Annotated in this window: 20 protein-coding genes; 5 read left to right on the top strand and 15 right to left on the bottom strand. The window is 62.0% G+C overall.

The features are described 5' to 3' along the window. Window positions 1-108: 108 nt before the first annotated feature. Window positions 109-1,071: a DMT family transporter gene (locus tag B5G09_RS10505; protein ID WP_087405122.1), complete on the bottom strand. Its 963-nt coding sequence runs from the start codon at window positions 1,069-1,071 to the stop codon at window positions 109-111. Window positions 1,072-1,176: 105 nt separating this feature from the next. On the opposite strand from B5G09_RS10505, the gene B5G09_RS10510 reads away from it, so the two are divergent. Continuing rightward, window positions 1,177-2,376 carry a DMT family transporter gene (locus tag B5G09_RS10510; protein WP_241147635.1) on the top strand — a complete coding sequence of 400 codons (1,200 nt, stop codon included), beginning with the start codon at window positions 1,177-1,179 and terminating at the stop codon, window positions 2,374-2,376. Here the strand turns inward: B5G09_RS10510 and B5G09_RS10515 are convergent. From B5G09_RS10515 to B5G09_RS10525, 3 genes are read right to left on the bottom strand one after another with little or no spacing between them, the layout of a single operon-like run. Next, on the bottom strand, window positions 2,322-2,720 hold the full coding sequence (locus tag B5G09_RS10515) for a thioesterase family protein (RefSeq protein WP_087405124.1): 399 nt from the start codon (window positions 2,718-2,720) through the stop codon (window positions 2,322-2,324). The two genes, B5G09_RS10510 and B5G09_RS10515, sit on opposite strands and share 55 nt — an antisense overlap. A gap of 1 nt (window position 2,721) precedes the next feature. Further along, on the bottom strand, window positions 2,722-3,318 hold the full coding sequence (locus B5G09_RS10520; protein ID WP_087309849.1) for an L-threonylcarbamoyladenylate synthase: 597 nt from the start codon (window positions 3,316-3,318) through the stop codon (window positions 2,722-2,724). 7 nt (window positions 3,319-3,325) lie between these two features. Then, window positions 3,326-3,709 (bottom strand): VOC family protein, encoded by a 384-nt coding sequence (locus B5G09_RS10525; RefSeq protein WP_087309851.1) that lies wholly within the window; start codon window positions 3,707-3,709, stop codon window positions 3,326-3,328. A gap of 246 nt (window positions 3,710-3,955) precedes the next feature. On the opposite strand from B5G09_RS10525, the gene B5G09_RS10530 reads away from it, so the two are divergent. Continuing rightward, a complete protein-coding gene (locus B5G09_RS10530) occupies window positions 3,956-4,684 on the top strand; it encodes a YebC/PmpR family DNA-binding transcriptional regulator (RefSeq protein WP_087309853.1) in 729 nt (242 codons plus the stop codon). 105 nt (window positions 4,685-4,789) lie between these two features. Here the strand turns inward: B5G09_RS10530 and B5G09_RS10535 are convergent, their stop codons facing one another. Beyond that, window positions 4,790-5,428 (bottom strand): rubrerythrin, encoded by a 639-nt coding sequence (locus tag B5G09_RS10535; RefSeq protein ID WP_087405125.1) that lies wholly within the window; start codon window positions 5,426-5,428, stop codon window positions 4,790-4,792. A gap of 169 nt (window positions 5,429-5,597) precedes the next feature. On the opposite strand from B5G09_RS10535, the gene B5G09_RS10540 reads away from it, so the two are divergent. Then, on the top strand, window positions 5,598-6,086 hold the full coding sequence (locus tag B5G09_RS10540) for a hypothetical protein (protein WP_143256539.1): 489 nt from the start codon (window positions 5,598-5,600) through the stop codon (window positions 6,084-6,086). A 148-nt stretch (window positions 6,087-6,234) separates the two neighbouring features. Here the strand turns inward: B5G09_RS10540 and B5G09_RS10545 are convergent, their stop codons facing one another. The 7 genes from B5G09_RS10545 to B5G09_RS10575 all read right to left on the bottom strand — a co-directional run bounded on the left by B5G09_RS10545 (window position 6,235) and on the right by B5G09_RS10575 (window position 16,078). After that, window positions 6,235-7,707, bottom strand: coding sequence for a phosphatase PAP2 family protein (locus tag B5G09_RS10545; protein ID WP_241147636.1), 1,473 nt, complete (start codon window positions 7,705-7,707; stop codon window positions 6,235-6,237). Window positions 7,708-7,729: 22 nt separating this feature from the next. Continuing rightward, entirely contained in the window at window positions 7,730-10,306 is a 2,577-nt protein-coding gene (locus B5G09_RS10550; RefSeq protein WP_087405127.1) for a calcium-translocating P-type ATPase, PMCA-type, read from the bottom strand. A 27-nt stretch (window positions 10,307-10,333) separates the two neighbouring features. Beyond that, a complete protein-coding gene (gene rodA / locus B5G09_RS10555; protein ID WP_087309861.1) occupies window positions 10,334-11,779 on the bottom strand; it encodes a rod shape-determining protein RodA in 1,446 nt (481 codons plus the stop codon). Further along, on the bottom strand, window positions 11,769-13,595 hold the full coding sequence (locus B5G09_RS10560) for a penicillin-binding transpeptidase domain-containing protein (RefSeq protein ID WP_087405128.1): 1,827 nt from the start codon (window positions 13,593-13,595) through the stop codon (window positions 11,769-11,771). The genes rodA and B5G09_RS10560 overlap by 11 nt, the downstream gene beginning before the upstream one ends. Further along, window positions 13,592-14,110 carry a rod shape-determining protein MreD gene (locus B5G09_RS10565; RefSeq protein ID WP_087309865.1) on the bottom strand — a complete coding sequence of 173 codons (519 nt, stop codon included), beginning with the start codon at window positions 14,108-14,110 and terminating at the stop codon, window positions 13,592-13,594. The genes B5G09_RS10560 and B5G09_RS10565 overlap by 4 nt, the downstream gene beginning before the upstream one ends. Window position 14,111: 1 nt before the next feature. Beyond that, window positions 14,112-14,966, bottom strand: a complete 855-nt coding sequence (mreC, locus tag B5G09_RS10570) for a rod shape-determining protein MreC (RefSeq protein ID WP_087309867.1) — start codon at window positions 14,964-14,966, stop codon at window positions 14,112-14,114. A gap of 92 nt (window positions 14,967-15,058) precedes the next feature. Further along, entirely contained in the window at window positions 15,059-16,078 is a 1,020-nt protein-coding gene (locus B5G09_RS10575) for a rod shape-determining protein (RefSeq protein ID WP_087309869.1), read from the bottom strand. 314 nt (window positions 16,079-16,392) lie between these two features. On the opposite strand from B5G09_RS10575, the gene B5G09_RS10580 reads away from it, so the two are divergent. Both B5G09_RS10580 and B5G09_RS10585 read left to right on the top strand, forming a co-directional pair. After that, complete coding sequence (locus B5G09_RS10580) at window positions 16,393-17,400, top strand: NAD(P)H-dependent glycerol-3-phosphate dehydrogenase (RefSeq protein WP_087405129.1); 1,008 nt, start codon at window positions 16,393-16,395, stop codon at window positions 17,398-17,400. 7 nt (window positions 17,401-17,407) lie between these two features. Next, complete coding sequence (locus B5G09_RS10585; RefSeq protein WP_087405130.1) at window positions 17,408-18,739, top strand: glucose-6-phosphate isomerase; 1,332 nt, start codon at window positions 17,408-17,410, stop codon at window positions 18,737-18,739. 245 nt (window positions 18,740-18,984) lie between these two features. Here B5G09_RS10585 and B5G09_RS10590 read toward each other — a convergent pair whose 3' ends face one another. The 3 genes from B5G09_RS10590 to B5G09_RS10600 all read right to left on the bottom strand — a co-directional run bounded on the left by B5G09_RS10590 (window position 18,985) and on the right by B5G09_RS10600 (window position 24,219). Further along, complete coding sequence (locus B5G09_RS10590; protein WP_087309875.1) at window positions 18,985-19,593, bottom strand: DUF4840 domain-containing protein; 609 nt, start codon at window positions 19,591-19,593, stop codon at window positions 18,985-18,987. A 212-nt stretch (window positions 19,594-19,805) separates the two neighbouring features. Then, window positions 19,806-21,143, bottom strand: coding sequence for an NADP-specific glutamate dehydrogenase (gene gdhA / locus B5G09_RS10595; protein WP_087309877.1), 1,338 nt, complete (start codon window positions 21,141-21,143; stop codon window positions 19,806-19,808). A gap of 94 nt (window positions 21,144-21,237) precedes the next feature. Next, window positions 21,238-24,219 (bottom strand): PEP/pyruvate-binding domain-containing protein, encoded by a 2,982-nt coding sequence (locus B5G09_RS10600; protein ID WP_087405131.1) that lies wholly within the window; start codon window positions 24,217-24,219, stop codon window positions 21,238-21,240. Between the last annotated feature and the right edge of the window lie 39 nt (window positions 24,220-24,258).

Below are 24,258 nucleotides of genomic sequence, written 5' to 3' on the forward strand. Positions count from 1 at the left end.
TGGCGTCCCGGCGTCCCGGCGTCCTTGGACCCCGCACCTCTGTCCCCTCGGCACCTCTGTCTTTTCGGTTTCTCGGCTCCTCCGGCTTTTCGGTCTTTCGCCTGGCTCCTATTTTTCGGCGACCGGTTTTTCGGTCGCCTTCTTCTGCGCCTTCTCGGCCTCCAGCTGGGCGCGGGACTTCGACTTGGTGACCAGCCATACCCCGACAAAGACACACAGCGCAGCGAACCCCTTGGTCGGACCGAACGTATCGAGCCCGATGGCTACGGTGAAGAGCACGGCCACCACCGGCTGCACGTAGTTGTACATCGAGACGACCGTCGGCCGCAGATAACGCTGCGCAATGGGTACCAGCAGGTAGGAGAGGAACGTGGCCCCGATGACCACGAAGGCGATGCCGCCCCACGTGCGCGGCGAAAGCGATGCGTAGTCGACCTCGATGAGCGGTCGGTAGTAGATCCCCACGGCGACGACGGCCGCAAAGAGAAACATCCACTTCATCGAGGTGACGGGCGAATAGCGTACGATGACATCGCGGAAGGCCGTGAGGTAGGTGGCATAGCTGATGGCGCTGACAATGCAGAGAATGTCGCCCTTGATGCTCGAGGTATGCCCTGCGCCGTGCTGGCTGGCCAGTACCAGAATCACGGCCCCGGCGCATCCGAGAAAGACGCCGCCGGCCTTGAGCCAGGTGATCGGTTCGCGCAGGAAGAGCGTGGCCAGGACCATCGTCAGCACGGGAACGATCGTCGAGATGATCGAGGTGTCGATCGGCGAGGTGAGCGACAGCCCCCAGAGGAAGAGCATCTGGTTCAGCTGGATGCCGAACAGCGAGGCGAAGAACAGCAGCACGATGTCGCGGCGCGGAACCCGCTCGCGGGGCAGGAAGAGCGATGCGGCCCAGAAGAGCAGTGCCGCCCCTACCATGCGGTAGACGCTCATGGCAAAGGGGCTGATCCCCGAGGGGTTGGCCGCCGAGACCAGTACGCTTTTGCCGATCGGGGCGTTGAGACCCCAGATGATGTTGGCGGCCCAGAGGGCTGCATGACCTTTGAGTTTTCCCTTGTCCATCGTCGCGTAGAGTGTGAATGGAAGGAATTTACGGTTGTTTGATCCTGGCACCGGGCCCTCTTTGCGGGCCGAATGCCGCGGCAAAGATACGTAAAAATCGGTTCGGTGCGAAAATTGCCGGGTGAAGCATTCGTGGGAAAGACGCATTATCACTTCGACCTGATCTTCGCCAACCTCTTTTTCGGAGCGGACTTTTCGTTCTATGTCTCGCTCACGCGCAACTGGCTGGATTTCGAACAGATCTTCATGCTGCAGGTCCTTTCGGCGGCCCTGTTTTTCATCCCCTTTGCGCTGTTTTCGCGCGGGGCCTTCCGCCTCGGGTGGCGCGATGCCGGGAAGATCCTGCTCGTCTCGCTGCTGGTCGTCTACGGATGGATGTACCTGCTGCTCAAGGGGGCGTCGGCCACCTCGCCGATCGACGCTTCGGTCATCGCGACGCTCGGTCCGGCCATCACGCTGCTGCTGGACCACCTGTTGCATCCGCACCGCTATCTGCCGGGACGCGCCGTCGGGATCGTGATTTCGCTGCTCGGGGCGGGGATTCTGCTCTTCAACCAGGGCTTCGAGCTCACGCGTGGCAGCCAGGCCGAAGGCAATCTCTTCGTGCTGCTGGCCGTGGTGGCCATAGCCGCCAATACGGTGCTGATCAAACCGCAGCTCGAGCGCCACGGTACGCTGGTGGTGATGGGATGGTACTACATCATCGGACTGGCCGTGACGGCTCCCTTCTTCTGGCGGTATGTCGACCACACGGATTTCCTGCGGCTGCCGCTCGGCGCCCAGGCCGAACTGGCCTACATCCTCGTGCTGGGAACCGTGCTGCCGATGTACCTGCTCTACCGCGGCACGGAGAAGCTCACGGCCGTCCATACGGCCCTTTACCGCTACATTCAGCCCCTGGCGGCGGGTATTTTGGCCGTCACCCGCGGGCAGGCGCACTTCAATGCCGTGAATCTCACTGCCGCCGGATGCATCTTCACGGGGGTGATTCTCGTGGCCGTGGGGTATCATTACGGCCTGCATCATCCCCGCCGCCGTCATGCCCGTCGGGACTCTTCTGCCGAGGTCCCTTCACCGGGTTCCGCTGCCGCAATTGCCTCACCCTCTTCGACTCTCACTTCTTCCCTTTCGTCTGGCTCGCCCCTCTCGTCTGGCTCACCCCTCTCGCCCCTCGCTGCGCCCGGCTCATCCTTCTCGCCGCTGCGCCATCCGGATCTTCCGCCGCTGCGCAGCGACGGGCGGCTGCCGCTCTATTCGGCCGTCAGCCGCTCGCGCCACTCGTCGGGAACGGGGCGCGAACACTGATTCGGGAAGTCGAAGACGACCATCACCGAACGGCTCTCGCTGCGCACTTCGTCGCCGACGAGCAGCTGCTGGAAGAGCGTGAGGCTCTTGTTGCCGACCCGTTCGCAGGTGGTGGTGATGCGTACCGGATCGGTCATGCGCACCTGGCCCATGTAGGAGGTTGAGGTCGAGACGGTGACGATGCGCAGATCGCCCAGCAGGGCGCCGGCGCCGCCGAGCACCCGATCGTAATACTCCATCTTGCCGACGTCGAAGTACATCTGCTGCGAGACGTTGTTGACGTGCTGAAAGGGATCGACGTCCGAGAAGCGTTTCTGGATGGGGGTGACAAGTGTGCGTGCCATCTTATTCGCGGATGATCTTGACCTCGCCGCCTTCGCCGAACGCAATGATCGACGAAGCCTTGCGGGTGGGTTTGCCTTCGAAACGGGGATTGACGACGAAGTCGACGCCGTCGACGATCTCCTGTGCGACGTCCTGCAGTCCGACGGCCGTCGGCTGGCCGGAGATGTTGGCCGAGGTCGAGACCACGGGGCGTCCCAGGGCGCGCAGCATGCGCCGGCAGAACTCGTGGTCGGGGATCCTGACGCCGAGCGTCCCCTCGTCGGGGATGAGGTTCGGGGCGACGCCCGCGGCGCCGGGCAGAATGGCCGTCAGCGGGGTGGTGGCCATCTCCATCACCTCGAAGGCGATGCCGGGTGCGCGGTTGACATAGCGCACGACCATGTCGGCCGAGGCGCACAGCACGAGCATCGATTTCTTGTTTTCGCTGCGTTTGAGGCGGTAGATGCGGTCGACGGCCTCGGCGTTGGTGGCGTCGCAGCCGATGCCCCAGACCGTATCGGTGGGGTAGAGGATGATGCCGCCGCGGCGTAGCACCTCGACGGCGCGTTCGACCTCCTCCTGCAGGGGGGCGTTCTTCTTGTCGCTGATGTTCTGCATGGCCTTGTTATTTTTTCAGCGGAAGGATCTCGATCCAGTAGTCGTCGGGATCGTTGATGAAGTAGAGTCCCATCTCGTGGTTCTCGAAGCAGAGGCAGCCCATCGCACGGTGATACTCGCGCACGGCGTCGTAATCGCCGGCCACGCGCACGCAGAGGTGGCTTTCGTTGTCACCCAGTTCGTAGGGCGTGGCGGCGTGGTCGCGCAGCCACGTCAGCTCGAGTTTGAACGACGACTCGCCGTCGCCGACGAAGACGATCTCGTAGGATCCGTCGGCGGCCTTCTGACGGCTGATCTCCTTCAGCCCCAGGGCCTTGTCGTAGAATTTCAGACTGCGGTCCAGATCGGTGACATTGACGTTGAAATGGTCGAAACGGCTTTTGATCTCCATGGTATTCTCTTTTTTACGTGTTGCAAAGGTTTGCCGGCGGGGCGGCGGTTCGGTGCCGGGTGTTGCCTTCGGATCGGCCCCGGCCGGGCGGTTTCCGCTGCAAAAATAGGCAATTCCTCTGACAATCTCCGCTTCGGAAAGGAGATTCGTGCGGAATATTTTTGTCGGCGTTTCCTTTTTTTTTCTGAATTTTATACCTTTGCACTCTGAAAGAAAAAATCCGAAAAAATAAATTCATCATTATTTATGGGAAGAGCCTTTGAATACCGCAAAGCGCGGAAGTTGAAGCGTTGGGGGCACATGGCCCGCACCTTCACCAAACTGGGTAAGGAGATCGAAATCGCCGTGAAGGCCGCCGGAGCGGATCCCTCGGGCAATACGCGTCTGCGCATTCTGATCCAGAACGCCAAGGCCGAGAACATGCCCAAGGAGAATATCGAGCGTGCGATCAAACGTGCCACGGAGAAGGATGCGGCCGACTACAAGGAGGTCATCTACGAGGGATACGGCCCTCACGGAATCGCCTTCCTGGTCGAGACGGCCACGGACAACACCAACCGTACGGTGGCCAACATCCGCATGCACTTCAACAAATGCGGCGGTACGCTGGGCAACAGCGGCTCGGTGGGCTTCCTCTTCGACCACAAGTGCGTCTTCAAGTTCAAGGCTCCGAACGTCGATCCCGAGGAACTCGAGCTGGAGATGATCGACCTGGGTGTGGACGAGTTCTACCCCGAGGAGGACGGCATCACGGTCTACGCCCCCTACGAGTCGTTCGGTGCCATCCAGAAGTGGCTCGACGACAAGGGCTTCGAGATCGTATCGGGTGAGTCGGTGCGTATTCCGACCGATACGAAGGAGCTCGATGCCGAGGGTCGCGAATCGGTCGAGAAACTCGTCGAGCGCCTCGAGGAGGATGACGACGTGGTGAACGTCTACCACACGATGAAGGAGCCCGACGCCGAGGAGGAGTAGTCAGAGGAAGGCTGCGGCCCGAAATTTTGCCGGATATGGAGCGCGGATGTGATTGCAGCGCTTCGTGTCTGGCTTTTTTTGTGTGGCGTGATGCCGCCGGCCCGACTACTCGAAACGGATGAACTCCTCGCCGGCGGTCAGACAGTGCGGACAGTAGCGGTCGAGATACGTCGTCGCGTAGAGATTCCCGCACCGGGGGCAGACGGCAAATCCCGACGCGGAGTTCCGCCCCAGACTCTCCAGCAGCACGATCTGGCGCAGATCATTTGCCGCGGCCCAGACCTGCAGCCGGGCGGCATAACGGTTCCCGCGGCTCATGGCCCGTCGGATCTCCGCGTCGGAATGTCGGCCGAAGCGGTAGCGTTCGATCCCGATGCAGCGCTCCAGGTTGCCGGCCGTCGAACTGCCGTACAGGGCAATATCCCCAGGGGGTGTGTAGCTGCCGCCCAGACGGTGAATGGCTGCAGCAAGGTTCTGCTCCTGCAGCTCTTCGGAGCAGGCTATGGCCCGGAAGAGCCGTTCGGCCGGGTATTGATGCTCGGCGGCCGCGATCTTCGCAAAATGCCGGTATTGACGCGCCTTGAGATGTTTGCGGTGTCCGCAGGCCTCCAGGTCGGCCGTGATTTCATGCCACGTCGAACGGGCGTGCTTCGGTGGCAGGAAGGCCTTCCCGTCGTAGAGCCAGACGAGCACCCCGACCGATGCGACGAACAACAGCAGAATCAGCAACAGACGTATTTTCATTGCAGACGGATTTTGTCCAAGGGATGCCTGGTGCGGTGCATTTTTTGTGCCAGCGGGCGGAAAAGCTGGTCGGAAAATGGTTTTTCGGATCGCGGTTTTGGATTTCCCGAATCAATTTCTAACTTTGCAAACCTCACATAGTTGCTGTCGCTTAAAAATTGAGTCGTCCATGCGCTTGAATTTTCTACTTGGTGTTTGTGCCGTCGTGATGCTGGCCGTTGCAGGGGTTTCCTGCTCGAAAAAGGGAAATGATGGGGGAGACGGAGGCGTTGCCATCCAACCCAATGGCTGGATGTTGATCTCCTGGAACGAGGATACGACCCTCTCCGGGCGGGTCTATCTGGAGCTTGGAACGGATCGTTTTACGCTCTATCAGCAGATCGGCAATCTTACTTCGGCCGGATATGTCCCCTACACCGGGACGTGTCGCATGACGGCCGGTTCCGAAAACGGAACGATCCTTTCGGGGACCTATTCCGATGGTGAGCCCTGGGCGCACAGCTATCGGGTCGAGTCGATGACCGATACCGAACTGCGGCTTGTTTCGCTCGACGAGCAGATCGAATCGGTCTACGAACGGGTTGTAATTCCCGATTACGTGAAGGAGGCTCCTGTTACGTTGCCTTCGCGGAGCGAGTCCGTATTGCCGCTGCTCTGATATTTCATTTGTTCCGAAAGATAAACGGGCTGCCGATCGTCGGCAGCCCGTTTTGGGTTTTCGGGCCGTTTGCAGTCCGCCCCTTCGGACCCTTCCGTTCCTCTCTCCGGTGAGCCTTTTGTGCGAGCCTTTCGTCCCTCTCTTCGGGCTATTTTCTCGCCCCAATTGCCCTCTCCATGCTCCGGGCGGTCGCCCTCTGGGTGGTCGTCCTCTCCATGCTCCGGGCGGTCGCCTTTCCTCTTCCGGAGGGCCAGAAGACGGCGCAGACCTCGATGCCGAAGGAGAGTTTGTGCAGCGGCTCGCCCGAACCGTGGACGAGCGACGGCGCCAGGTCGTAATCCACGGCAAAGCGTACGCCGAGGTTCTGCGTGGCCAGATAGGTGGTCGAGACACCCGTGGCGAAGGCGGCGCCGTTGCGTCCCGGAATGTCGCCGAACGAGGTTTCGAACCGTTTGTAGAATTCGTAGCCGCCGAGGAGTTTCGAACCCACCTGCCAACGTAGCGAGACGGGATACGAGAAGTAGGGGCCGACATAGACCGAGGCACTTTTGAAGTTGTCGTCCTGGATGACACTGTTGATCGCCGTGCGGAGGTTCGAACAGGCCAGTCTCCCGCCGATTCCCCAGTAGGGCGAGGCGAACCAGGCTCCCTGAACACCGGCCGTAGGGCCCGCGTGGAAATGCATGCGCATCCCTTCGCGGGTGGTGTAGCTGCCGGGGATGGTCGTCACGCCGATGGCGAATCCCACGAACGACGGGTGGCAGTAGCGGTCCTGGCCCGAGAAGGTTTCGTAGACGTTCAGTCCCTGCTCCTTGAAGATCAGATCGGCCAGGAAGTAGCCGAATTCGGCGGCCAGGATGCCGATGCCGGCTCCGACCATCACGTCACTCATCCAGTGGCGGTTGTTCAGCTGCCGCGTGACGCCGGTGGCCGTGGCCACGGCATATCCGCCGATACTGTACCAGGGGCTGAGGTGGCCGTACTCCTTGTGGAGCATCGTGGCGGTCATGAAGGCCGTGGCGGTGTGGCCCGAGGGGAAGGAGTTGCGCGTCGAACCGTCGGGGCGCATGACGCGGTGCGTGTACTTGAGCGAGTTGACGGCGGTGGCCATCAGTCCGGCCGAGAAGGCGTCCGAAACCAGCATCCGGCCCCACGAACTGCGGCTCTTGACACCGCACGCCTTCATGGCCAGCATTGCTCCGGCCGGGGCATACTGCAGCCAGTCGTCGTACTTCTGGTGAAACGAAGGGACGTAGCCGTTTCTCAGACGCTGGAAATCCCGGTCGTAGCTCTGCATGATGACGCCGCCGACGATCAGCGGCGTACCGATGAAGAGCATCCGGTAGGCTTTCGTCGAGGTGTGGCGGTCGATCCGCCTGCGGAATGCGCCGCCGGCGCTCCAGTCCACGCTGTCGCGGCGCAGGTGTGTGCAGCTGTGCTGCAGGACCGAATTGTCGCTCTGCAGGGAAATGCTGTCGGGCGTCAGGGCCGTGTTGCCACGCTGCTGCAGGAGGGTGCTGTCGGACGTCAGGGCTGTGCTGTCACGGAGTTGTGCCCGAGCCTTGAGGCTGAAGAGCAGCAGCGCGACGAACAGTGCGAGAGCCTGTGTTTTGAGCATCATGTCGGCCTTTTTCCGGAAATTTTTATTTTCTTCTGCGGCCCAGCGCCCGGACGGCTTCACCTCCGAAGGCCAGCAGCGAGGTCAGTCCGATGATCTCGGCCCATTCCGGCCACGGCAGCGGCACGGTGCGGAAGACCTGCCCGCCGAACTCGACGATCAGAATCTGACCGACGGCAATGGCGGCCAGGATCAGGAAGAATTCGCGACAGCCCTTCAGATGGGTGAAGACCGAGTGGCGGGTTTCAAATCCCTTGGCGTTGAACATGTTCCAGAACTGCAGGAAGACGAACGTCGAGAAGAAGACCGTCAGCTGGTGAACCGAGAGGCCTCCGTCGCGCAGCGTCCAGCCGAAGAGCATCCCCAGTAGCGCGACGACCATCACGCCGGCGCAGGTGAAGATCGTGCGGGCCATCGACCGCGAGATGATGAATTCGTCGCGCGAGCGGGGTTTGTCCTGCATGACCTCGGGGCTCGGCGGAAGCGAGGCCATGGCCATGGCGGCGAAGGTGTCCATGATGATGTTGACCCAGAGGATCTGCACGACGGTCAGCGGCATCTCGGTGCCGAAGATCGAACCGATGAAGCAGATCAGGATGGCGGCGACGTTGATCGTCAGCTGGAAGAGGACGAAGCGCTGGATGTTGCGGTAGAGCGAGCGCCCCCACATGACGGCCGTGGCGATCGACGTGAACGAGTCGTCGAGCAGCGTGATATCCGAGGCATCCTTCGCTACGGAGGTTCCCGAACCCATCGACAGGCCGACGTTGGCGAAGTTCAGTGCCGGGGCGTCGTTCGTGCCGTCGCCCGTCACGGCGACCACCTCGCCACACTGCTGCAGCAGCTTGACCAGCCGCTGTTTGTCGAGCGGACGGGCCCGCGACATGATCTTCAGCTCCTGGACCCTGCCGAGCAGCTCCTCGTCGCTCATGGCGGCAAACTCCGCTCCGGTGATGTGGTTGCGATCGCCGTCCACGGCGTCGTTCCAGAGACCGATCTGGCGGGCGATCTCACGCGCCGTGGCGGGGGTGTCGCCCGTGACGATCTTCACGGCGATGCCGGCCCGCAGGCACTGCCCGACGGCTGCCGGAACATCTTCGCGCACGGGATCCGAGATGGCCGCCACGGCCGCAAAGTGCAGCCCGCCGGCGCGGACGGCCTCGGTGCAGTTCGTCGCCGAGGTTTCGGCCCACGCTACGCCCAGCGTCCGCATGGCGCGGTTCTGGAAGGCGGTGAGTTGGGCGGTAACCTTTTCGTCGAGCCCGTCGGCGGCGCACATCGCGCGCACGATCTCCGGCGCCCCCTTGACGCAGAGCAGACGGCGCCCCGTGAGGCCGCTTTCGATGATCGTGGCCATGTATTTGCGTTCGGTCGAGAAGGTCAGCCGGTCGATGATCTTCGCTCCGTCGCGCAGCGTCTCGTAGTCGTGACCGTCGCGCCGCATCCATTCGAGCAGCGCCCCTTCCGTCGGATTGCCGATGATCTTGCCCTCGGCATCGAGGAAAGCCGTGGAGTTGAGCGCCACCACCTCGGCAAATTCGCGCTCCGGGAGTTCGTCGTAGCGCACCAGCTCCTGGACGTGCATGCGGTTCTGGGTCAGCGTACCGGTCTTGTCGGTGCAGATGACCGTCACGGCGCCCATCGTCTCGCAGGCGTGCATCTTGCGCACGAGGTTGTTCGTCTTCAGCATCCGCCGCATGGACATCGCCAGCGAGAGGGTGATCGACATCGGAAGTCCCTCGGGCACGGCCATGACGATGATGGCCACCGAGACCATGAAGATGTTCAGTACGTGCTGCGAGATGGTGAGCCAGTCCTGCTGGAGCAAGTCTTCGACGAGAAAGGCCTTGCCCAGCATGACGCAGAAGATCAGCCCCGAGAGAAAGATGCCCACGCGTCCGATCAGGTGCGAAAGGCGGGTCAGCTGGCGGTCGAGCGGGGTCTGTTCGTCGCTCTGGACGGTCGACTGCTCGGTGACACGCCCCGCCTCGGAGTGGTCGCCTACGGCCGTGGTGACCATCACGCCGTAGCCGTCCGCAACCGTCGTGCCGCGCATGGCGACGTTCGACGGATAGGTCGCTTCGGGATCGAAGTGTGCCGGGTCGACCGTTTTGTCGACCTCGGGTTCGCCCGTGAGGGTCGATTCGTTGATCTTCAGCGAGACGGCCTCGACCAGTTCGCCGTCGGCCGGGACGGTCTCGCCCCCTTCGATGTAGACCACGTCGCCCACGACCACGTCGCGGCGCGGGATTTCGCGGATCGAGCCCTCGCGCATCACCTTGACCGGAATGTCGTCGTTGACCTGGTTCAGGCGGCGGAAGCGCCGTTGGGCGTCCCACTCGAACCAGAAGCCCACGCACGTGGCCAGGATGATGGCGCAGATGATGCCGATTGACTCGGTGAAATCCTGGTGGGCGAAGCCGATGGCCAGCGACAGCACGGCGGCCAGCAGCAGGATGCGGATGATCGGGTCGCGGAACTTTTCGAGTAGCAGTTTCCACGCCGAGTCATCTTTCGGCGGGGTGATGACGTTGTTGCCGTGTTCCGAGCGGCTCTTTTCGACCTCGGCGGAGGTCAGTCCTTTGGGGTTGTAGCGTATCATAGTTTTTTTGGTGTATGCAGGGTGTTGTCAGGCGATGCGGTTGAGGGAGAAATGGCGGGTGGAGGCATCCAGACGGATGGCGATGAAGAGCAGGATCGTGAAGGCGATGAGCGACGATCCGCCGTAGCTCATGAACGGCAGCGGAATACCCATGACGGGCATCAGGCCGATGGTCATGCCGACGTTCACCAGCACGTGGAACAGCAGGATCGAGGCCACGCAGTAGCAGTAGATGCGGCCGAAGGGCTCCTCCTGCCGTTCGCCCATGCGCATCAGCCGCAGGATCAGCAGGCACAGCAGCGTCAGCACGAAGGTTGTGCCGAGGAATCCCCACTCTTCACCGACGGTGCAGAAGATGAAGTCGGTGTGTTTTTCGGGGACGAAGCCGTATTTGATCTGGGTGCCGTGCAGGAACCCCTTGCCGAAGAGCCCGCCCGAACCGATGGCGATCTTGGCCTGGTTGACGTTGTAGTCCGTGCCCAGCGGGTCGCTCATGATACCCAGGAAGCTCAGGATGCGGTCGCGCTGGTGCTGCTTGAGGATCGAGTTGAAGATGTAGTCGGTCGTCGGGAGGAAGATCATCGACCCGACGAACAGTCCGATGAGGATGAAGAGGTTCGTCAGATGGGTGCGCAGGGCGTATCCCGCGACGAAGAGCACGGCCACGGCGGTCATGATGAGCAGGCTGTGGTAGATGTCCAGCTTGCCGGGGCTCACCAGGGCCGCGACCAGACAGAGCAGGATGCTCGAGAGCATCAGCGCCGCCAGGAAGATGATTCGTGAGCGCCACTGCCCGTTCATCATTGCCTCCGAGAGCGTGCAGACCAGAATCAGCGTCACGAGCAGCACCATCGGCGAGAGCAGGAACGAGACGATGAACAGCGCGCCGATCAGCAGCACCGGGATGCACAGCCACTTGTTGAGCCCTTCGCGGTAGAGGACGAAGAGGAACGAGCAGAGGACAATGCCCGAACCGGTGTCGTTCTGCAGGATGATGATCAGCAGCGGGATGCAGATGACCAGGGCCACCTTGAAGAGGTCGCCCGGGCGGTTGATCGAGAAGGAGTAGTTGCTCATCACGCGGGCCAGGGCCAGGGCCGTGGCGATCTTGGCGAACTCGACGGGCTGGACGCGCACCGATCCGAATTCGAACCAGGCCTTGGCGCCGTTGACCTCGCGGCCGAAGAGCAGCGCGGCAACGAGCAGCGCCAGTCCGGCGAAGTAGGCCGGATAGGCGAACATGTGGTAGAAGCGTTCGTCGAGCAGCAGCACGACCAGTGCCGTGGTCCAGGCCACACCGATCCAGATGAGCTGCTTCATGTAGAAGTGCGAGAAGGAGAAGGTTCGGGCGATGGTGTCGTCGTACGAGGCGGAGATGATCGAGACGAATCCTGCCAGGACGATCAGGACGTAGAGCAGCACCGTACCGCGGTCGACGCCGTCGAAAATGCCTGTATGCCGGTTACTTGTCATAGGCCGGGTAATAGAGTTGCATGTTCTTGACATATTCCAGCAGGGCCGGACGTCGGATTGTATCCGTGAGGTAGTACTCCTCGAGCAGGCTGGCGATCGGCAGGGCCGACGTGGCGCCGAAACCGCCGTTTTCGACGTAGACCGAGATGGCGATCCGCGGGTTGTCCTTCGGGGCGAAGCTCAGGAAGGTCGAGTGGTCGCGGCCGCGGGGGTTTTCGGCCGTACCAGTTTTGCCGCAGACGTCCCAACCCTCGAGCCGGGCCATCGTCGAGGTGCCGCCGATGTTCACGCCGCGCCACATGCCCTCGACGATCGGGTCGAAGTGTTTCGGGTCGACCTTCGTGTAGTGGCGTTCGTAGAAGCGGCGGTCGAGCGAATCCCGACCCTCGATGCGCTTGACGATGTGCGGGATGTAGTAGTAGCCGCGGTTGGCGATGATGCAGGCCAGGTTGGCCAGCTGCAGCGGCGTGCAGCCCAGGGCATCCTGTCCGATCGAGAGCGAGAGGACCGTCAGCGAGTTCCACGAACCGCGGTACTGGCGGTCGTAGTAGGCGCGGTCGGGGACATATCCGTTGCCCTCGTCCAGAAAGTCCGAACCGAGTTTGCGGCCGAATCCGAAACTCTCGACATACTCCTTCCAGACGTCGAAGCCCTCCTTGACGCTGCCGTATTTCGGGTTGTCGAGGATGTCGCGGAAGACGTAGCAGAAATAGGCGTTGCACGAGGTGGCCACCGCAAAGCGCAGGTCGAGCGGCGAGGCGTGGGAGTGGCAGGCCATCTTGAGGCGTCCGGCCTGGTAGCCGTTGTGACAGACGTGCAGGTCCGACGGGTGCAGCACCCCCTCCTGCAGGCCGATCAGCCCCTGCACCAGCTTGAAGGTCGAGCCCGGAGGGTATTTGGCCTTCACGGCACGGTTGAACAGCGGCTTGCGCTTGTTGTAGAGCATCTTCATGTAGTTGTTGCCGCGTTCGCGGCCCACCAGCTCGTCGGGGTCGTACGTCGGCGAGGAGACCATCATCAGGATTTCACCCGTCGAGGGCTCGATGGCCACCGCGGCGCCGACCTTGCCGCGCATCAGCTCCTCGCCGAGCAGCTGCAGCCGTGCGTCGATCGTGCTGACGAGGTATTTGCCCGGTTCGGGCACCGAGTCGTAACGGCCGTTCAGGTAAGAGCCCTTGATGGCGCCGTGGGTGTCGATCTCCTGGATCTTGACCCCCTTCTTGCCCTTCAGCTCGGGCTCGTAGGCCGACTCCACGCCGCTCATGCCGACGTAGTCGCCCACCTTGTATTCGGGATGCCGTTTGAGATAGGTGTCGTTCACCTCGCTGACGTAGCCCAGCAGGTTGCCGCCGATCTTGCGCGGATACTGCCGCACGGTGCGGTAGACGGTGTAGAAGCCGCGGAAGTTGCCCTCGTCGAAGCGCAGTTTGTCCTCCTTGGGGATGTAGCTCGTGATCAGCCGCGGGGCGCGGGGGCGGACCCGGGCGTTGGCGAGTTCGCGATCGAGCTTTTCGCGCGAGATGCCGGCCACCTCGCACAGCCGGGCGGTGTCGAATCCGCGCCGGTCGATTTCGCGGTAGATGACCATCAGGTCGTAGCACTCGCGGCTCTGGACGAGGTATTCACCGTTGCGGTCGAAGACCTCGCCGCGCGGCGGGTACTGTACGACGTGGCGCAGGACGTTGGCCTCGGCCAGCTCCGCGTAACGCCGGTCGAAGAGCTGTATGTAGGCCAGCCGCAGGAGGATCACCGCGAAGATGAAGATCACGATGACCTGCAGGGTCCTCATTCTCAGGAAGCTTTCCGAATCACTCATACGCGTGCGGGGAGTTTGGCGGTGAAGATGCGGGTGATAATCCAGCTGAAGGCCACCGTGACGGCCGAGCTGACGACGATGCGCACCACGGTGTGGAACAGGTGGCTCCACGAGAGGGCCTCGAGCAGGAAGAAGAGCGTATGGTGGATCATCGTCAGCGTCAGCAGGTAGACGAAGAACTTGTGCGAGCCGAGACGCCCCGGCGAGGGGATACCCCCTTCGCGGACATTCTCACGGCCGCAGATCATGGCGGCTATCTGCGGGCGGAAAAAGGCGACGGGCAGCGTGGCGATGGTGTTGATGCCGGCCGAACCCATGGCCAGGTCCATCACTACGCCGAGCAGCAGCCCGGCGCCCAGCAGCGTGACGGGCTGTGCGTCGAGCGGCAGCAGGGCGATGAAGACGATGTAGACCAGCGGGTTGAGGTAGATGCTGATCGAGAGGTTGTCGAACAGGAAGATCTGCAGCAGCACGGCGGCCACGAAGAGTCCGAGGTATGGGAAGGTACGGTACATGTCAGTTCAAGCGGGTATGTTGTTCGACCTGATCGCTTTGCTGCAGCTCGCGGATTTCGTAGCGGTCGCGGTCCGCGACGAGGATCACCTCGTTCAGACGCGACATCTCGGCGGCCAGCCGCACGCGTACGGTGTAGGAGGTTTTGGTTTCGTTCAGTTCGGCGCTTTCGACCCAGCCGATCAGCACGTCGGCGGGGAAGTACTCCGACAGACCAGCCGTGACGACCTCCTGGCCGGGTTTTGGTTCGGCATACTTCGAGAGTTCGCCCAGCGTGACCGTACCGGGGTCGGTGCCGTCCCAGTAGATCGATCCGGAGTAGTCCGTGTCGGCGATCTTGCCGCTGGTGCGGAACGAGGTGTTGAGCACCGACATGGCCACGGAGTAGCGTTCGGTGCAGGCGACGACGTAGCCCACCATGGCTCCGTCGGGGGCCAGTATGGCCATCTCCTCCTCGATGCCGTCCTTGCGGCCGCGGTTGAGTGTCAGGAGGTTCTGCATGCGGTTGAGGGTGTTGCCGACGACGACGGCCGTGGCGAAGTGGTATCTCGATTCGCCGATATCCTGCATGTAGGAGTCGAGCCGGGCGGCGGTTTCGGCCTCCTGGTACTGGGCGAGCTGCTCTTCGAGCCGGGCGACGCGGTCGGCCAGATCCCGGTTTTCGCGTCCGAGGAAGAGGTAGCGGCGGATGCCGGCGAAGAGACCGTGGACCCCGCCCGCAACCTGATTCGAGCGGGCGAGCAGTCGGGCCTGGGTGTAGCTCGAGGAGTGGGCGTAGCAGCCGATGGCCACGGCTTCCAGCACCACGAAGAGCACCGCCACATAGATGCTCCGTATGAACTCGATCAGCTTTCGCAAGGTGATTCGCGGTTAAAAATGTGGATAGATCCTTAATTCAGATTGCGGACCGAGGCCCGCAATCCGTAAACAAATATGTGTCAGCCGCTTCCCTATCGCATGAGGAACGAGAAGCGGTTGATGTTCTTCAGGGCGATGCCCGTGCCGCGTGCGATGGCACGCAGGGGGTCTTCGGCGATGTGGAACGGAAGGCCGGTCTTCTCGCTCAGACGGCGGTCGAGTCCCTTGATCAGGGCGCCGCCGCCGGCCAGGTAGATGCCGTTCTTGACGATATCGGCATAGAGCTCGGGGGGCATCGACTCGAGGACCTTCATCAGGGCGGCGTCGATCTTGGTGAGCGACTTCTCGAGGGCATAGGCGATCTCGCTGTAGGAGAGCGAGACGGTCTGGGGCAGGGCCGTGAGCATGTTGGGGCCCGTGACGACGAAATCCTCGGGCTCCTCCTCCAGGTCGGAGACGGCGGCGCCGATCGAGCATTTGATGGCTTCGGCCGTACGCTCGCCGATGCGGATGTTGTGCTGCTGGCGGACGTAGCTCTGGATGTCGTTGGTGAAGACGTCGCCGGCCGTGTTGATCGATTCCGAGCAGACGATGCCGCCCAGCGAGATGCAGGCGATCTCCGACGTACCGCCGCCGATGTCGATGACCATGTTGCCTTCGGGAGCTTCGACGTCGAGGCCGGCTCCGAGGGCGGCGGCCATCGGTTCGTAGATCATGTAGACTTCGCGGCCGCCGGCGTGTTCGGCCGAGTCGCGCACGGCGCGGATCTCGACGTTGGTCGAACCCGAGGGGATGCAGATGACCATGCGCAGCGACGGGGCGAAGAGGCTTCCGGAGGTCTTGACCTTCTTGATCATGCCGCGCAACATGAGTTCCGTGGCGTTGAAGTCGGCGATCACGCCGTCCTTGAGCGGACGGATGGTCTTGATGTTCGGATTGGTTTTCTCGTGCATCTGGCGGGCCTGCTGTCCGATGGCGACGAGTTTGCCGGTATGGACGTCGAGGGCGACGATCGAGGGTTCGTCGACAACGACCTTGCCGTTGTGGATTATCAGCGTGTTGGCCGTTCCGAGGTCGATGGCCAGCTCCTGTGTCAAAGAAAAGATTCCCATAAGGCTACACCCAACTCTGTATGTTTTCTAAAATCGTTTATTGTCAATTGGATACGCGGGGCATTCGGCTTTCGGGCCTCCGCGTGCGGACATATCCGGACAAAGGTAGCAAAAACCCTCGGAAATTGGAGCATCACGGGGCGTATTTTTTTCATCGACCGTCGATTTTGTCGTTTTCAGAAGAGGGGCTGCACCGGGTAGCGGCCTGTGGAAAAATGGCTGCGGAGCGACGAAGCCGTGCAAAAAGTTGGACGGTATTCCCAAATTTTGCTATCTTTGTAGAATAAACGTTTGTGGAATAAACGCATTGCTGCATGGAATACAAAATCGGAACCGACGCGCGATGTGCGGTGATCGGCTATGGAAGCTGGGCTACGGCTCTGGTGGGGTTGCTCACCGCCAACGGACAACGCGTGGGATGGTATGTCCGCAACCCGGAAGTGCTCGCCTCGCTGCGCCGCGAGGGGCGCAATCCGCGCTATCTGAGCGATCTGGAGTTCGATCCCGCGACGCTCGCCGTGTCGGACGATCTGGATGAGGTGGTGAGCCGCGCCGACATCGTGATTCTGGCCACGCCGTCGGCCTACCTGAAGGATTTCCTGGCGCCGCTGACCGTTTCGCTCAAGGAGAAGTTCATCGTCTCGGCCATCAAGGGCCTCGTCCCGGGCGACTACCAAACCGTCGTGGAGTATGTGCATGATCATTACGGTCTGTCCTACAGACAGCTGGGGCTCTTTACGGGGCCGTCGCACGCCGAGGAGGTCTCGCGCGGAAAGCTCTCCTATCTGACGGTCGTCTGCACCGATCCGGAGAATGCCCGCCTGATCGGGACGCGCTTCGCCGGCGAGAGCATCCGCCTGAGCTACTCGACCGACCTCTATGGCATCGAATATGCAGCCATCCTGAAGAACATCTACGCACTGGCCGTCGGGCTGGCCGTGGGGCTCGGCTACGGCGACAACTTCCTGGCGGTGCTCATTGCCAATTCGGCGGGTGAGATGACGCGCTTCCTGGAGGAGAGCTATCCCGACCGCCGCAACACGCTGGTCTCGGCCTATCTGGGCGACCTGCTGGTGACCTGCTACTCGACCTACAGCCGCAACCGCCGGCTGGGACTGCTGATCGGCCACGGCTGCACGGTGAAGAGCGCGCTGAACGAGATGACGATGGTGGCCGAGGGCTACTTCGCCGCCGACTGCATCCGCCACATCAATACGCGCCACCGCGTCGAGATGCCCATCGCCGAGATGGTCTACCGCGTGCTTTACGAAGGGACGTCGGCCCGGCGCGAGATGCAACTGTTGACAACCAAACTCATTTGACAAGCATATGAAAAACGTAAAACTGGACATCTCGAAGGCGGGTGTGGAGATCACCCCCGAGATGGAGGCCAAAGCGCAGGCCGCCAACGCCCTGCTGCACTCGGGCAAGGGCGCCGGCAACGATTTTCTGGGATGGATTCACCTTCCGTCGTCGATCACGGAGGCGGATCTCGACGCCATCGAGGCCGAGGCGGCCAAACTGCGCGCCCGGGCCGACGTGGTGATCTGCATCGGTATCGGCGGTTCGTATCTGGGTGCGAAGGCCGTTCTGGAGGCGATGAGCAACCCCTTCGAGCTGCTGCACAAGGAGCACAGGAACCCGACGGTGCTCTTTGCCGGACAGAATATTTCGGAGGACTATACGGCCGAACTACTCGAGGCCGTGAAGGAGCACTCGATTGCCGCGATCGTCATCTCGAAGTCGGGGACGACGACCGAGCCGGCCATCGCCTTCCGCCTGATCAAGGCCGAGATTGAGCGCCGTTACGGCAAGCAGGGTGCTGCCGAGCGGATCGTGGCCGTGACCGACAAGGCGCGCGGCGCACTGAAGACGCTCGCCACGAAGGAGGGTTATCCGACCTTCGTCATTCCGGACGACGTGGGCGGCCGCTTCTCGGTGCTGACCCCCGTGGGACTGCTGCCGCTGGCCGTGGCCGGTGTGGATGTCCGGGCGCTGGTGCGCGGTGCACAGGAGATGGAGAAGGCCACCTCGGAGGAGGTTCCCTTTGCCGGGAACCCCTCGGCCATCTACGCCGTGGTGCGCAACCTGCTGTACCAGGGCGGCAAGAAGATCGAGATCCTCGGTTCGTACGAACCCCGTCTGCAGTACATCAACGAGTGGTGGAAGCAACTCTACGGCGAGAGCGAAGGCAAGGAGGGCAAGGGTATCTTCCCGGCCAGCGTGACGCTGACGGCCGACCTGCACTCGATGGGACAGTACATCCAGCAGGGTGAGCGCGAGATGTTCGAGACGATCATCTCCGTAGCGCAGCCCGCCGCTAAGGTGGTCATCGAATCCGATCCGGAGAACCTCGACGGTCTGAACTACCTGGCCGGCAAGCGTATCTCGGAGGTCAACCGCATGGCCGAACTGGGCGTGCAGCTGGCTCACGTCGACGGCGGGGTTCCCAACCTGCGGGTGGAGATTCCGGCCGTAACGGCCGAGGTGATCGGTTCGCTGCTCTATTTCTTCGAGAAGGCGTGCGGCATCAGCGGTTATCTGCTGGGTGTCAATCCGTTCGACCAGCCGGGGGTCGAGGCCTACAAGAAGAACATGTTCGCCCTGCTCGAGAAGCCGGGCTACGAGGAGGCCACCAAAGCGATCAAGGCGCGTCTGTAGCCGTTGGCCGACAAGGCATGAAAAAGGGCTGTTCCCAATCGGGGACAGCCCTTTTTTTCGGCGCGGATCGCCGGAATCGGAAGAGGGCCCGGCCGGCGGCGTTTCCCTGTTGCCGCCCCTCTCCGGAGACGGGAAGCGTGACCTGTTGTCGCTTGTCGGCGGGGCCTGACGGCGTTTCGCACCATCGCTCGTCACCGGCCGTCCGGCCGCGGGCCGCATCTCCGCAATGTCCGACGTCCTGCGGTCTACTGCTTTTGAACCGTAAACGTCAGTGTGTTGACCAGATCCATCGGGTCTTCGTCGTTAAGCGTGCAGCGGAGGGTCTTGAGCGTGAAGGTCAGATTGCCCCCCCCCTTCGTGTAGGAGAGCTGCTCGGGGGCTTCGATCGCAATCTGCACCTTCAGGGCGCCGGCCATCAGCGAGAGCTCCAGATCGGGGGTCGTCAGTGCGGCCGTGAGTTTCGAGGCGTCGGCCGTCGGGGTGCCGATCGCGGCGTCGTAGGTGACCGTCCCCAGCATCGCGATCACGCCCGAGGCGGCATCACCGAGCAGCGCCTCGACCAGCGTGGCGGCCGGGAACTCGGCAAAATGCAGCGTGCCCTTCTCGTTCACCTCGAGCGAAACGGCGATATCGGTCTGCGGTTCGGGTTTGGGGTTCAGTTCGCTGGGCTCGGCCGTGAAGTCGAACGTTCCGGCGTAGCTCCCGGCGACATCCTGAAGCGTCAGGGCCTCTCCCTGCTTGTCGGGGGCCGGGGTGTTGTTGTCGTCATCGTCCGAGCAGGCTGCCGAGGCCAGCGTCAGGCAGGCCAGTGCTACGGCTGCCAGGGTGTTGGTGATTTTCCGAATGTGTGTCATAATCCGTAACGTGTTTAGAGGTTTGACTGCAACCAAAGGTAGAACACCGCATCGACAGCATCAAATAAATTCAACCATCCGGCGGAGTTTGATGATGAACCCTGCATTTTTCAGCATAAGCATTTTCCCGCCGGAGCCGTTTCGGGGGGGCGATCGCACAAAAAAGGCCGTCCGATGTCGGACGGCCTTTCGTATTTCGGAGAGTCGCGGAGTTACAGGATGCCCTGCTCGACCATCGACTTGGCCACCTTCATGAAGCCGGCGATGTTGGCGCCCTTCATGTAGTTGATGTAGCCATCCTTTTCGGTGCCGTATTCGAGGCAGGCGTGGTGGATCGACGACATGATCTGGTGCAGCTTGGCATCGACCTCCTCGGCCGTCCAGTTGAGCTTCTGGGCGTTCTGCGTCATCTCCAACCCCGAGGTGGCCACGCCGCCGGCGTTGACGGCCTTGCCCGGTCCGTAGGGGATCTTGGCGGCGATGAAGGCGTCGATGGCCTCCGGACGGCAGCCCATGTTCGAAACCTCGGCCACGATCTTCACACCGTTGGCCAGCAGCTTCTTGGCATCCTCACCGTCCAGCTCGTTCTGCGTGGCGCACGGCATGGCGATGTCGACCTTGACCTCCCAGGGCTTGCGGCCGGCGAAGAACTTCGCACCGGGGAACTTCTGCACGTAGGGCTCCACGACGTCGTTGTTCGAGGCACGCAGCTCAAGCATATAGTTGATCTTCTCGTCGTTCAGACCGTCCGGATCGTAGACATAACCGTCGGGACCCGACAGCGTCACGACCTTGGCGCCGAGTTCCGTGGCCTTCTTGGCGGCACCCCAGGCGACGTTACCGAAGCCCGAGATGGCGATCGTCTGACCCTTGATATCCATGCCGGCCTTCTGGAGCATCTGGCGCAGGAAGTAGACGGCGCCGAAGCCCGTAGCCTCGGGACGGATGAGCGAACCGCCGTAGGTCATGCCCTTGCCGGTCAGTACGCCGGTATTCTCGCGGGCGAGTTTGCGGTACATGCCGTAGAGATAACCGATTTCGCGGCCGCCGACGCCGATGTCACCGGCCGGGACATCGGTCTCGGGACCGATGTGGCGCCAGAGTTCGGTCATGAAGGCCTGGCAGAAGCGCATCACTTCGCGATCCGACTTGCCCTTGGGGTTGAAGTCCGAGCCGCCCTTGGCGCCGCCCATCGGCAGGGTCGTCAGGGCGTTCTTGAAGATCTGCTCGAAACCGAGGAACTTGAGGATCGAGAGGTTGACCGAGGGGTGGAAACGCAGACCGCCCTTGTAGGGGCCGATGGCGTTGTTGAACTGGATGCGGTAGCCGAGGTTGGTCTGCACCTCGCCGCGGTCGTCTACCCATACGACTTTGAACGTGAAGATGCGGTCGGGCTCGACGATCCGTTCGGCGATGCGGTTGGCCTCGAATTCGGGGTGTTGGTTGTAGGCCTCCTCGACGGTCATCAGCACTTCGCGTACGGCCTGCAGATATTCGCTTTCGCCGGGGTGCTTACGCTCGAGTTCCGTCATGATTTTGTTTACGTTCATAGCTTTGAAGTTTTTAGGTTTGGTATTCTTCTGTTACAAATATAGCAATATTTCTTATGGATTGTAACTTTTTTCGGGAAAATTTCGGAAAATTTTAGTCTTTCTGTGCTTCCCGGATCATGCCCTTGCTCGAACGCCCGTCGATGCAGACCCAGAGCGGGTGTTCGAAGCGCACCTGACGCAGATAGACCCCCTCGTAGAGGGCCTTGCGGGCGTTGAGTTCCTCTTCGCGGAAGATGCCGTCGCCGCGGAAGGGGCTGATCGTCAGATAGCCCACCCCCAGCGAGGTGACGTTCTGGAAGAAGTGGGTCCCCTGCGAGGGCTCGACCTCGAACTTCTCGATGCCGCACTCGACGATGACCTTCGCCTCGGAGATGTGGTTCCACTTGACGGGAACGCCCAGATAGGGATCCGACGATCCCCAGCGGCCCGGTCCGACGAGGATGTAGGAGCGTCCTTCGTCACGCATGCGGTTGTTCAGCTGGAGCAGTTCGTCGGCGATCTTTTCGGTCGAGAGCGAATCGAAGGCGTCGCTCTTGACGTAGATGATGTCCGCGAGGTCGGCCATCATGCCGATGCCGAGGGCCTGTTCGCCGTAGATCAGTGCCCGGGCGGGGTCCTCCTTCGACCAGTCGATGGCGCGGTTGTCCTGGTTGTCGATGATCGGGCGGATCTGCAGCAGGTTGAAGATCTGCTGCTGGCCGGGGGCGACGTCCATATTGACGGCGAACTCCACCTCTACCGGGCAGCGCATCTCCTCGGCCCCCATGCGGAGGATGTCCGAGATGATCTCGGCCAGCGGGAAGGTGTTGTACTTGAGGATGTTGTTGAACGTGATGACCTTGCGCCCGCGGTCGAACGGACTGTCCGAGATGCGTTCGTTCTCGCGGTCCCAGACCGAGCAGACGTAGCGCGAGTTGCGGTAGTCGCCGATTTCGCGCAGCGTCAGGCGGCGCAGGTTGACCGCATCGTCGATCGAGGTGCGGAACTCCTCGGGGCGCAGGCTCAGGGCCAGCACCTCGGTCTGCGTGTCGCTCAGCGCCAGTTCGGGGGTCGAGGTCTGGAGCACCTTCTGCGGGTAGCGGGGCGAGAAGCGCAGCGTGCGGCCGCCGTCGACGACCAGTTTGCCCAGACCCATGGCCAGGTTGCAGACGCCGTCCGAGGGCTGTTCGTCGCCGATCGGGTAGTAGTTGATCGAGCGGGCGACGCCCGAGCAGGTCGGGAACCACAGCCCGTTCTGCTCCGTGCCGCAGACCTCCTGGATGATGACGGCCATCTTCTCCTCCGAGATGAGGTTCTGCGACGAGGCGATGTAGGCCCTCGAGGCGGCGAAGTAGACCGAGGCGTAGACGCTCTTGACGGCGCGCAGGACGAGCCGCAGCATCTGATCCTCGTTGGGCGTGTAGGGGATCATGTAGGTGGAGTAGATGCCGGCGAAGGGCTGGTAGTGCGAATCCTCGAGTTTGGACGAGGAGCGTATGGCCAGCGGCGTGCGGACCGTGCGGATGTAGGCCTTCAGCTCCTCCTGCAGGCGCTGCGGCACGGTCGAGGTGACGAATTCCGAGAGGATCTCCTCGTCGGAGAAGTCCTGCGAGATGATGTATTGCAGGCCGTTGCGGTGGATAAACTCGTCGAAATACTCCGTGGCGATGACCACCGAGCGGGGGATCATGATGCGGACGTTCTCGTGTTTGTCGTACTGGCGGTGCTTGGTGAGCATCGAGTTCATGAAGGCCAGGCCGCGGGCCTTGCCGCCGAGCGAACCCTCGCCGATGCGGGCGAAGGCCACGGCATCGGAGTAGGTCTCCGGGTCGAAGCGTGCCACGACACCCTGACCGAGCAGCGTGCGGTAGTCGCGGATCAGGTTGACCAGTACGCGGCGGTGCTCCTCGACCGACGAGAAGTGGCTCTTGTTGTACTGGCGGATCGAGGCGGCCAGCGGGAACAGTCCGCGCGAATAGAGCCACTTGGAGAGGTGGTTCTGCGAGGTGTGGTACTCGAAGGCCTTGTCGGGGATCGTGGCGATCATCTGCTGCATCTGCGTGAGGTCCTTGGCGCGGCCGATTTCGGCGCCGGTCTCGGGGTCCTCGAAGACGAAGTCGCCGAAGGCGAACTCCTTGGCGATGTAGTCGCTCAGCTCGGAGAGCAGCGTCTTGGAGTTCTTGGCGATGAAGCCGGCGCCGAGCGCCCGGGCCTGTTCGCGGAAGGAGGTCTGCGACGACTGCAGCAGCACGGGCATCAGCGGATTGTCCTGCTTGATGCGGCGGCAGAGGTCGATTCCGGCGTCGAGCTTCTCGCTCTCGGAGGGGTCGTTGCGGTGGAGGACGAACCCCACGTCGGAGATTACGCCGAGTAGGTTCTTGTGGTAGCGGTCGTAGAGTTCGACGGCCTCGTCGTAGCTGCGTGCCAGGAGGATCTTCGGACGGGCCCGTTTGCGGAGCACCTGCTGCTGTTCGTTGAAGGCGTCCTTCAGGAATTCGGTGTTCTGCAGCAGGATCAGCTTGTAGAGTTCGGGCAGGTAGGTCGAGTAGAAGCGGATCGAGTCCTCGACCAGCAGGATGGCCTGCACGCCCCCCTCAAGGATATCCTCGTCGGCGTTCATCTTGTCCTCGATGAGTTTGATGATACCGATGATCAGATCCGTGTTGCCGTGCCACGAGAAGATGTAGTCGAGGCCCGAGTGGTCCTGCTCCTCGATGCGGCGGTAGATGTCCTTCGAGAAGGAGGTGAGCAGCGCTACGGGGATCTGCGGATGGCGCTCCTTGACGATGTGGGCGAAGGCGAAGACGTCGGGTTCGCCGACGTTGTACATCGTCAGGATGAAGTCGTAGGAGTCGTCCTCGGCCAGGGCCTCGAGCGCCTCGGCCGTCGAGCTGACGCGCGTGAGCGACGGCGGGTTCGACATGTTGAGGTCGATGTACTCCTGGTTGATCTGCGATTCGATGTGGCCGTCCTCCTCGAGGATGTAGCCGTCGTAGCTGCAGCAGACGAGCAGGATCTTGTGGATGCGGTATTTCATGAACCGGTAGGGGAGTTTGCTCCCGTCGGGCATGTATTGTTCGAGGCTTTTGTTCATTCGGATCCGGAAATTTGACAGATGAACAAAAATAAGGAA

Origin of the sequence: Alistipes sp. An54 (genome assembly GCF_002159375.1) — a bacterium.
Lineage (GTDB): Bacteria > Bacteroidota > Bacteroidia > Bacteroidales > Rikenellaceae > Alistipes > Alistipes megaguti.

Excerpts from the sequence above, each read along its gene's own strand:
- B5G09_RS10520 (WP_087309849.1), bottom strand. The coding sequence starts at position 3,318 with ATGCAGAACATCAGCGACAAGAAGAACGCCCCCCTGCAGGAGGAGGTC.
- B5G09_RS10580 (WP_087405129.1), top strand. The coding sequence starts at position 16,393 with ATGGAATACAAAATCGGAACCGACGCGCGATGTGCGGTGATCGGCTAT.
- B5G09_RS10560 (WP_087405128.1), bottom strand. The coding sequence starts at position 13,595 with ATGAGTGATTCGGAAAGCTTCCTGAGAATGAGGACCCTGCAGGTCATC.
- B5G09_RS10505 (WP_087405122.1), bottom strand. The coding sequence starts at position 1,071 with ATGGACAAGGGAAAACTCAAAGGTCATGCAGCCCTCTGGGCCGCCAAC.
- B5G09_RS10590 (WP_087309875.1), bottom strand. The coding sequence starts at position 19,593 with ATGACACACATTCGGAAAATCACCAACACCCTGGCAGCCGTAGCACTG.
- B5G09_RS10565 (WP_087309865.1), bottom strand. The coding sequence starts at position 14,110 with ATGTACCGTACCTTCCCATACCTCGGACTCTTCGTGGCCGCCGTGCTG.
- B5G09_RS10585 (WP_087405130.1), top strand. The coding sequence starts at position 17,408 with ATGAAAAACGTAAAACTGGACATCTCGAAGGCGGGTGTGGAGATCACC.
- B5G09_RS10575 (WP_087309869.1), bottom strand. The coding sequence starts at position 16,078 with ATGGGAATCTTTTCTTTGACACAGGAGCTGGCCATCGACCTCGGAACG.
- B5G09_RS10550 (WP_087405127.1), bottom strand. The coding sequence starts at position 10,306 with ATGATACGCTACAACCCCAAAGGACTGACCTCCGCCGAGGTCGAAAAG.
- B5G09_RS10515 (WP_087405124.1), bottom strand. The coding sequence starts at position 2,720 with ATGGCACGCACACTTGTCACCCCCATCCAGAAACGCTTCTCGGACGTC.
- rodA (WP_087309861.1), bottom strand. The coding sequence starts at position 11,779 with ATGACAAGTAACCGGCATACAGGCATTTTCGACGGCGTCGACCGCGGT.
- B5G09_RS10600 (WP_087405131.1), bottom strand. The coding sequence starts at position 24,219 with ATGAACAAAAGCCTCGAACAATACATGCCCGACGGGAGCAAACTCCCC.
- B5G09_RS10525 (WP_087309851.1), bottom strand. The coding sequence starts at position 3,709 with ATGGAGATCAAAAGCCGTTTCGACCATTTCAACGTCAATGTCACCGAT.
- gdhA (WP_087309877.1), bottom strand. The coding sequence starts at position 21,143 with ATGAACGTAAACAAAATCATGACGGAACTCGAGCGTAAGCACCCCGGC.
- B5G09_RS10530 (WP_087309853.1), top strand. The coding sequence starts at position 3,956 with ATGGGAAGAGCCTTTGAATACCGCAAAGCGCGGAAGTTGAAGCGTTGG.
- B5G09_RS10540 (WP_143256539.1), top strand. The coding sequence starts at position 5,598 with ATGCGCTTGAATTTTCTACTTGGTGTTTGTGCCGTCGTGATGCTGGCC.
- B5G09_RS10535 (WP_087405125.1), bottom strand. The coding sequence starts at position 5,428 with ATGAAAATACGTCTGTTGCTGATTCTGCTGTTGTTCGTCGCATCGGTC.
- B5G09_RS10545 (WP_241147636.1), bottom strand. The coding sequence starts at position 7,707 with ATGATGCTCAAAACACAGGCTCTCGCACTGTTCGTCGCGCTGCTGCTC.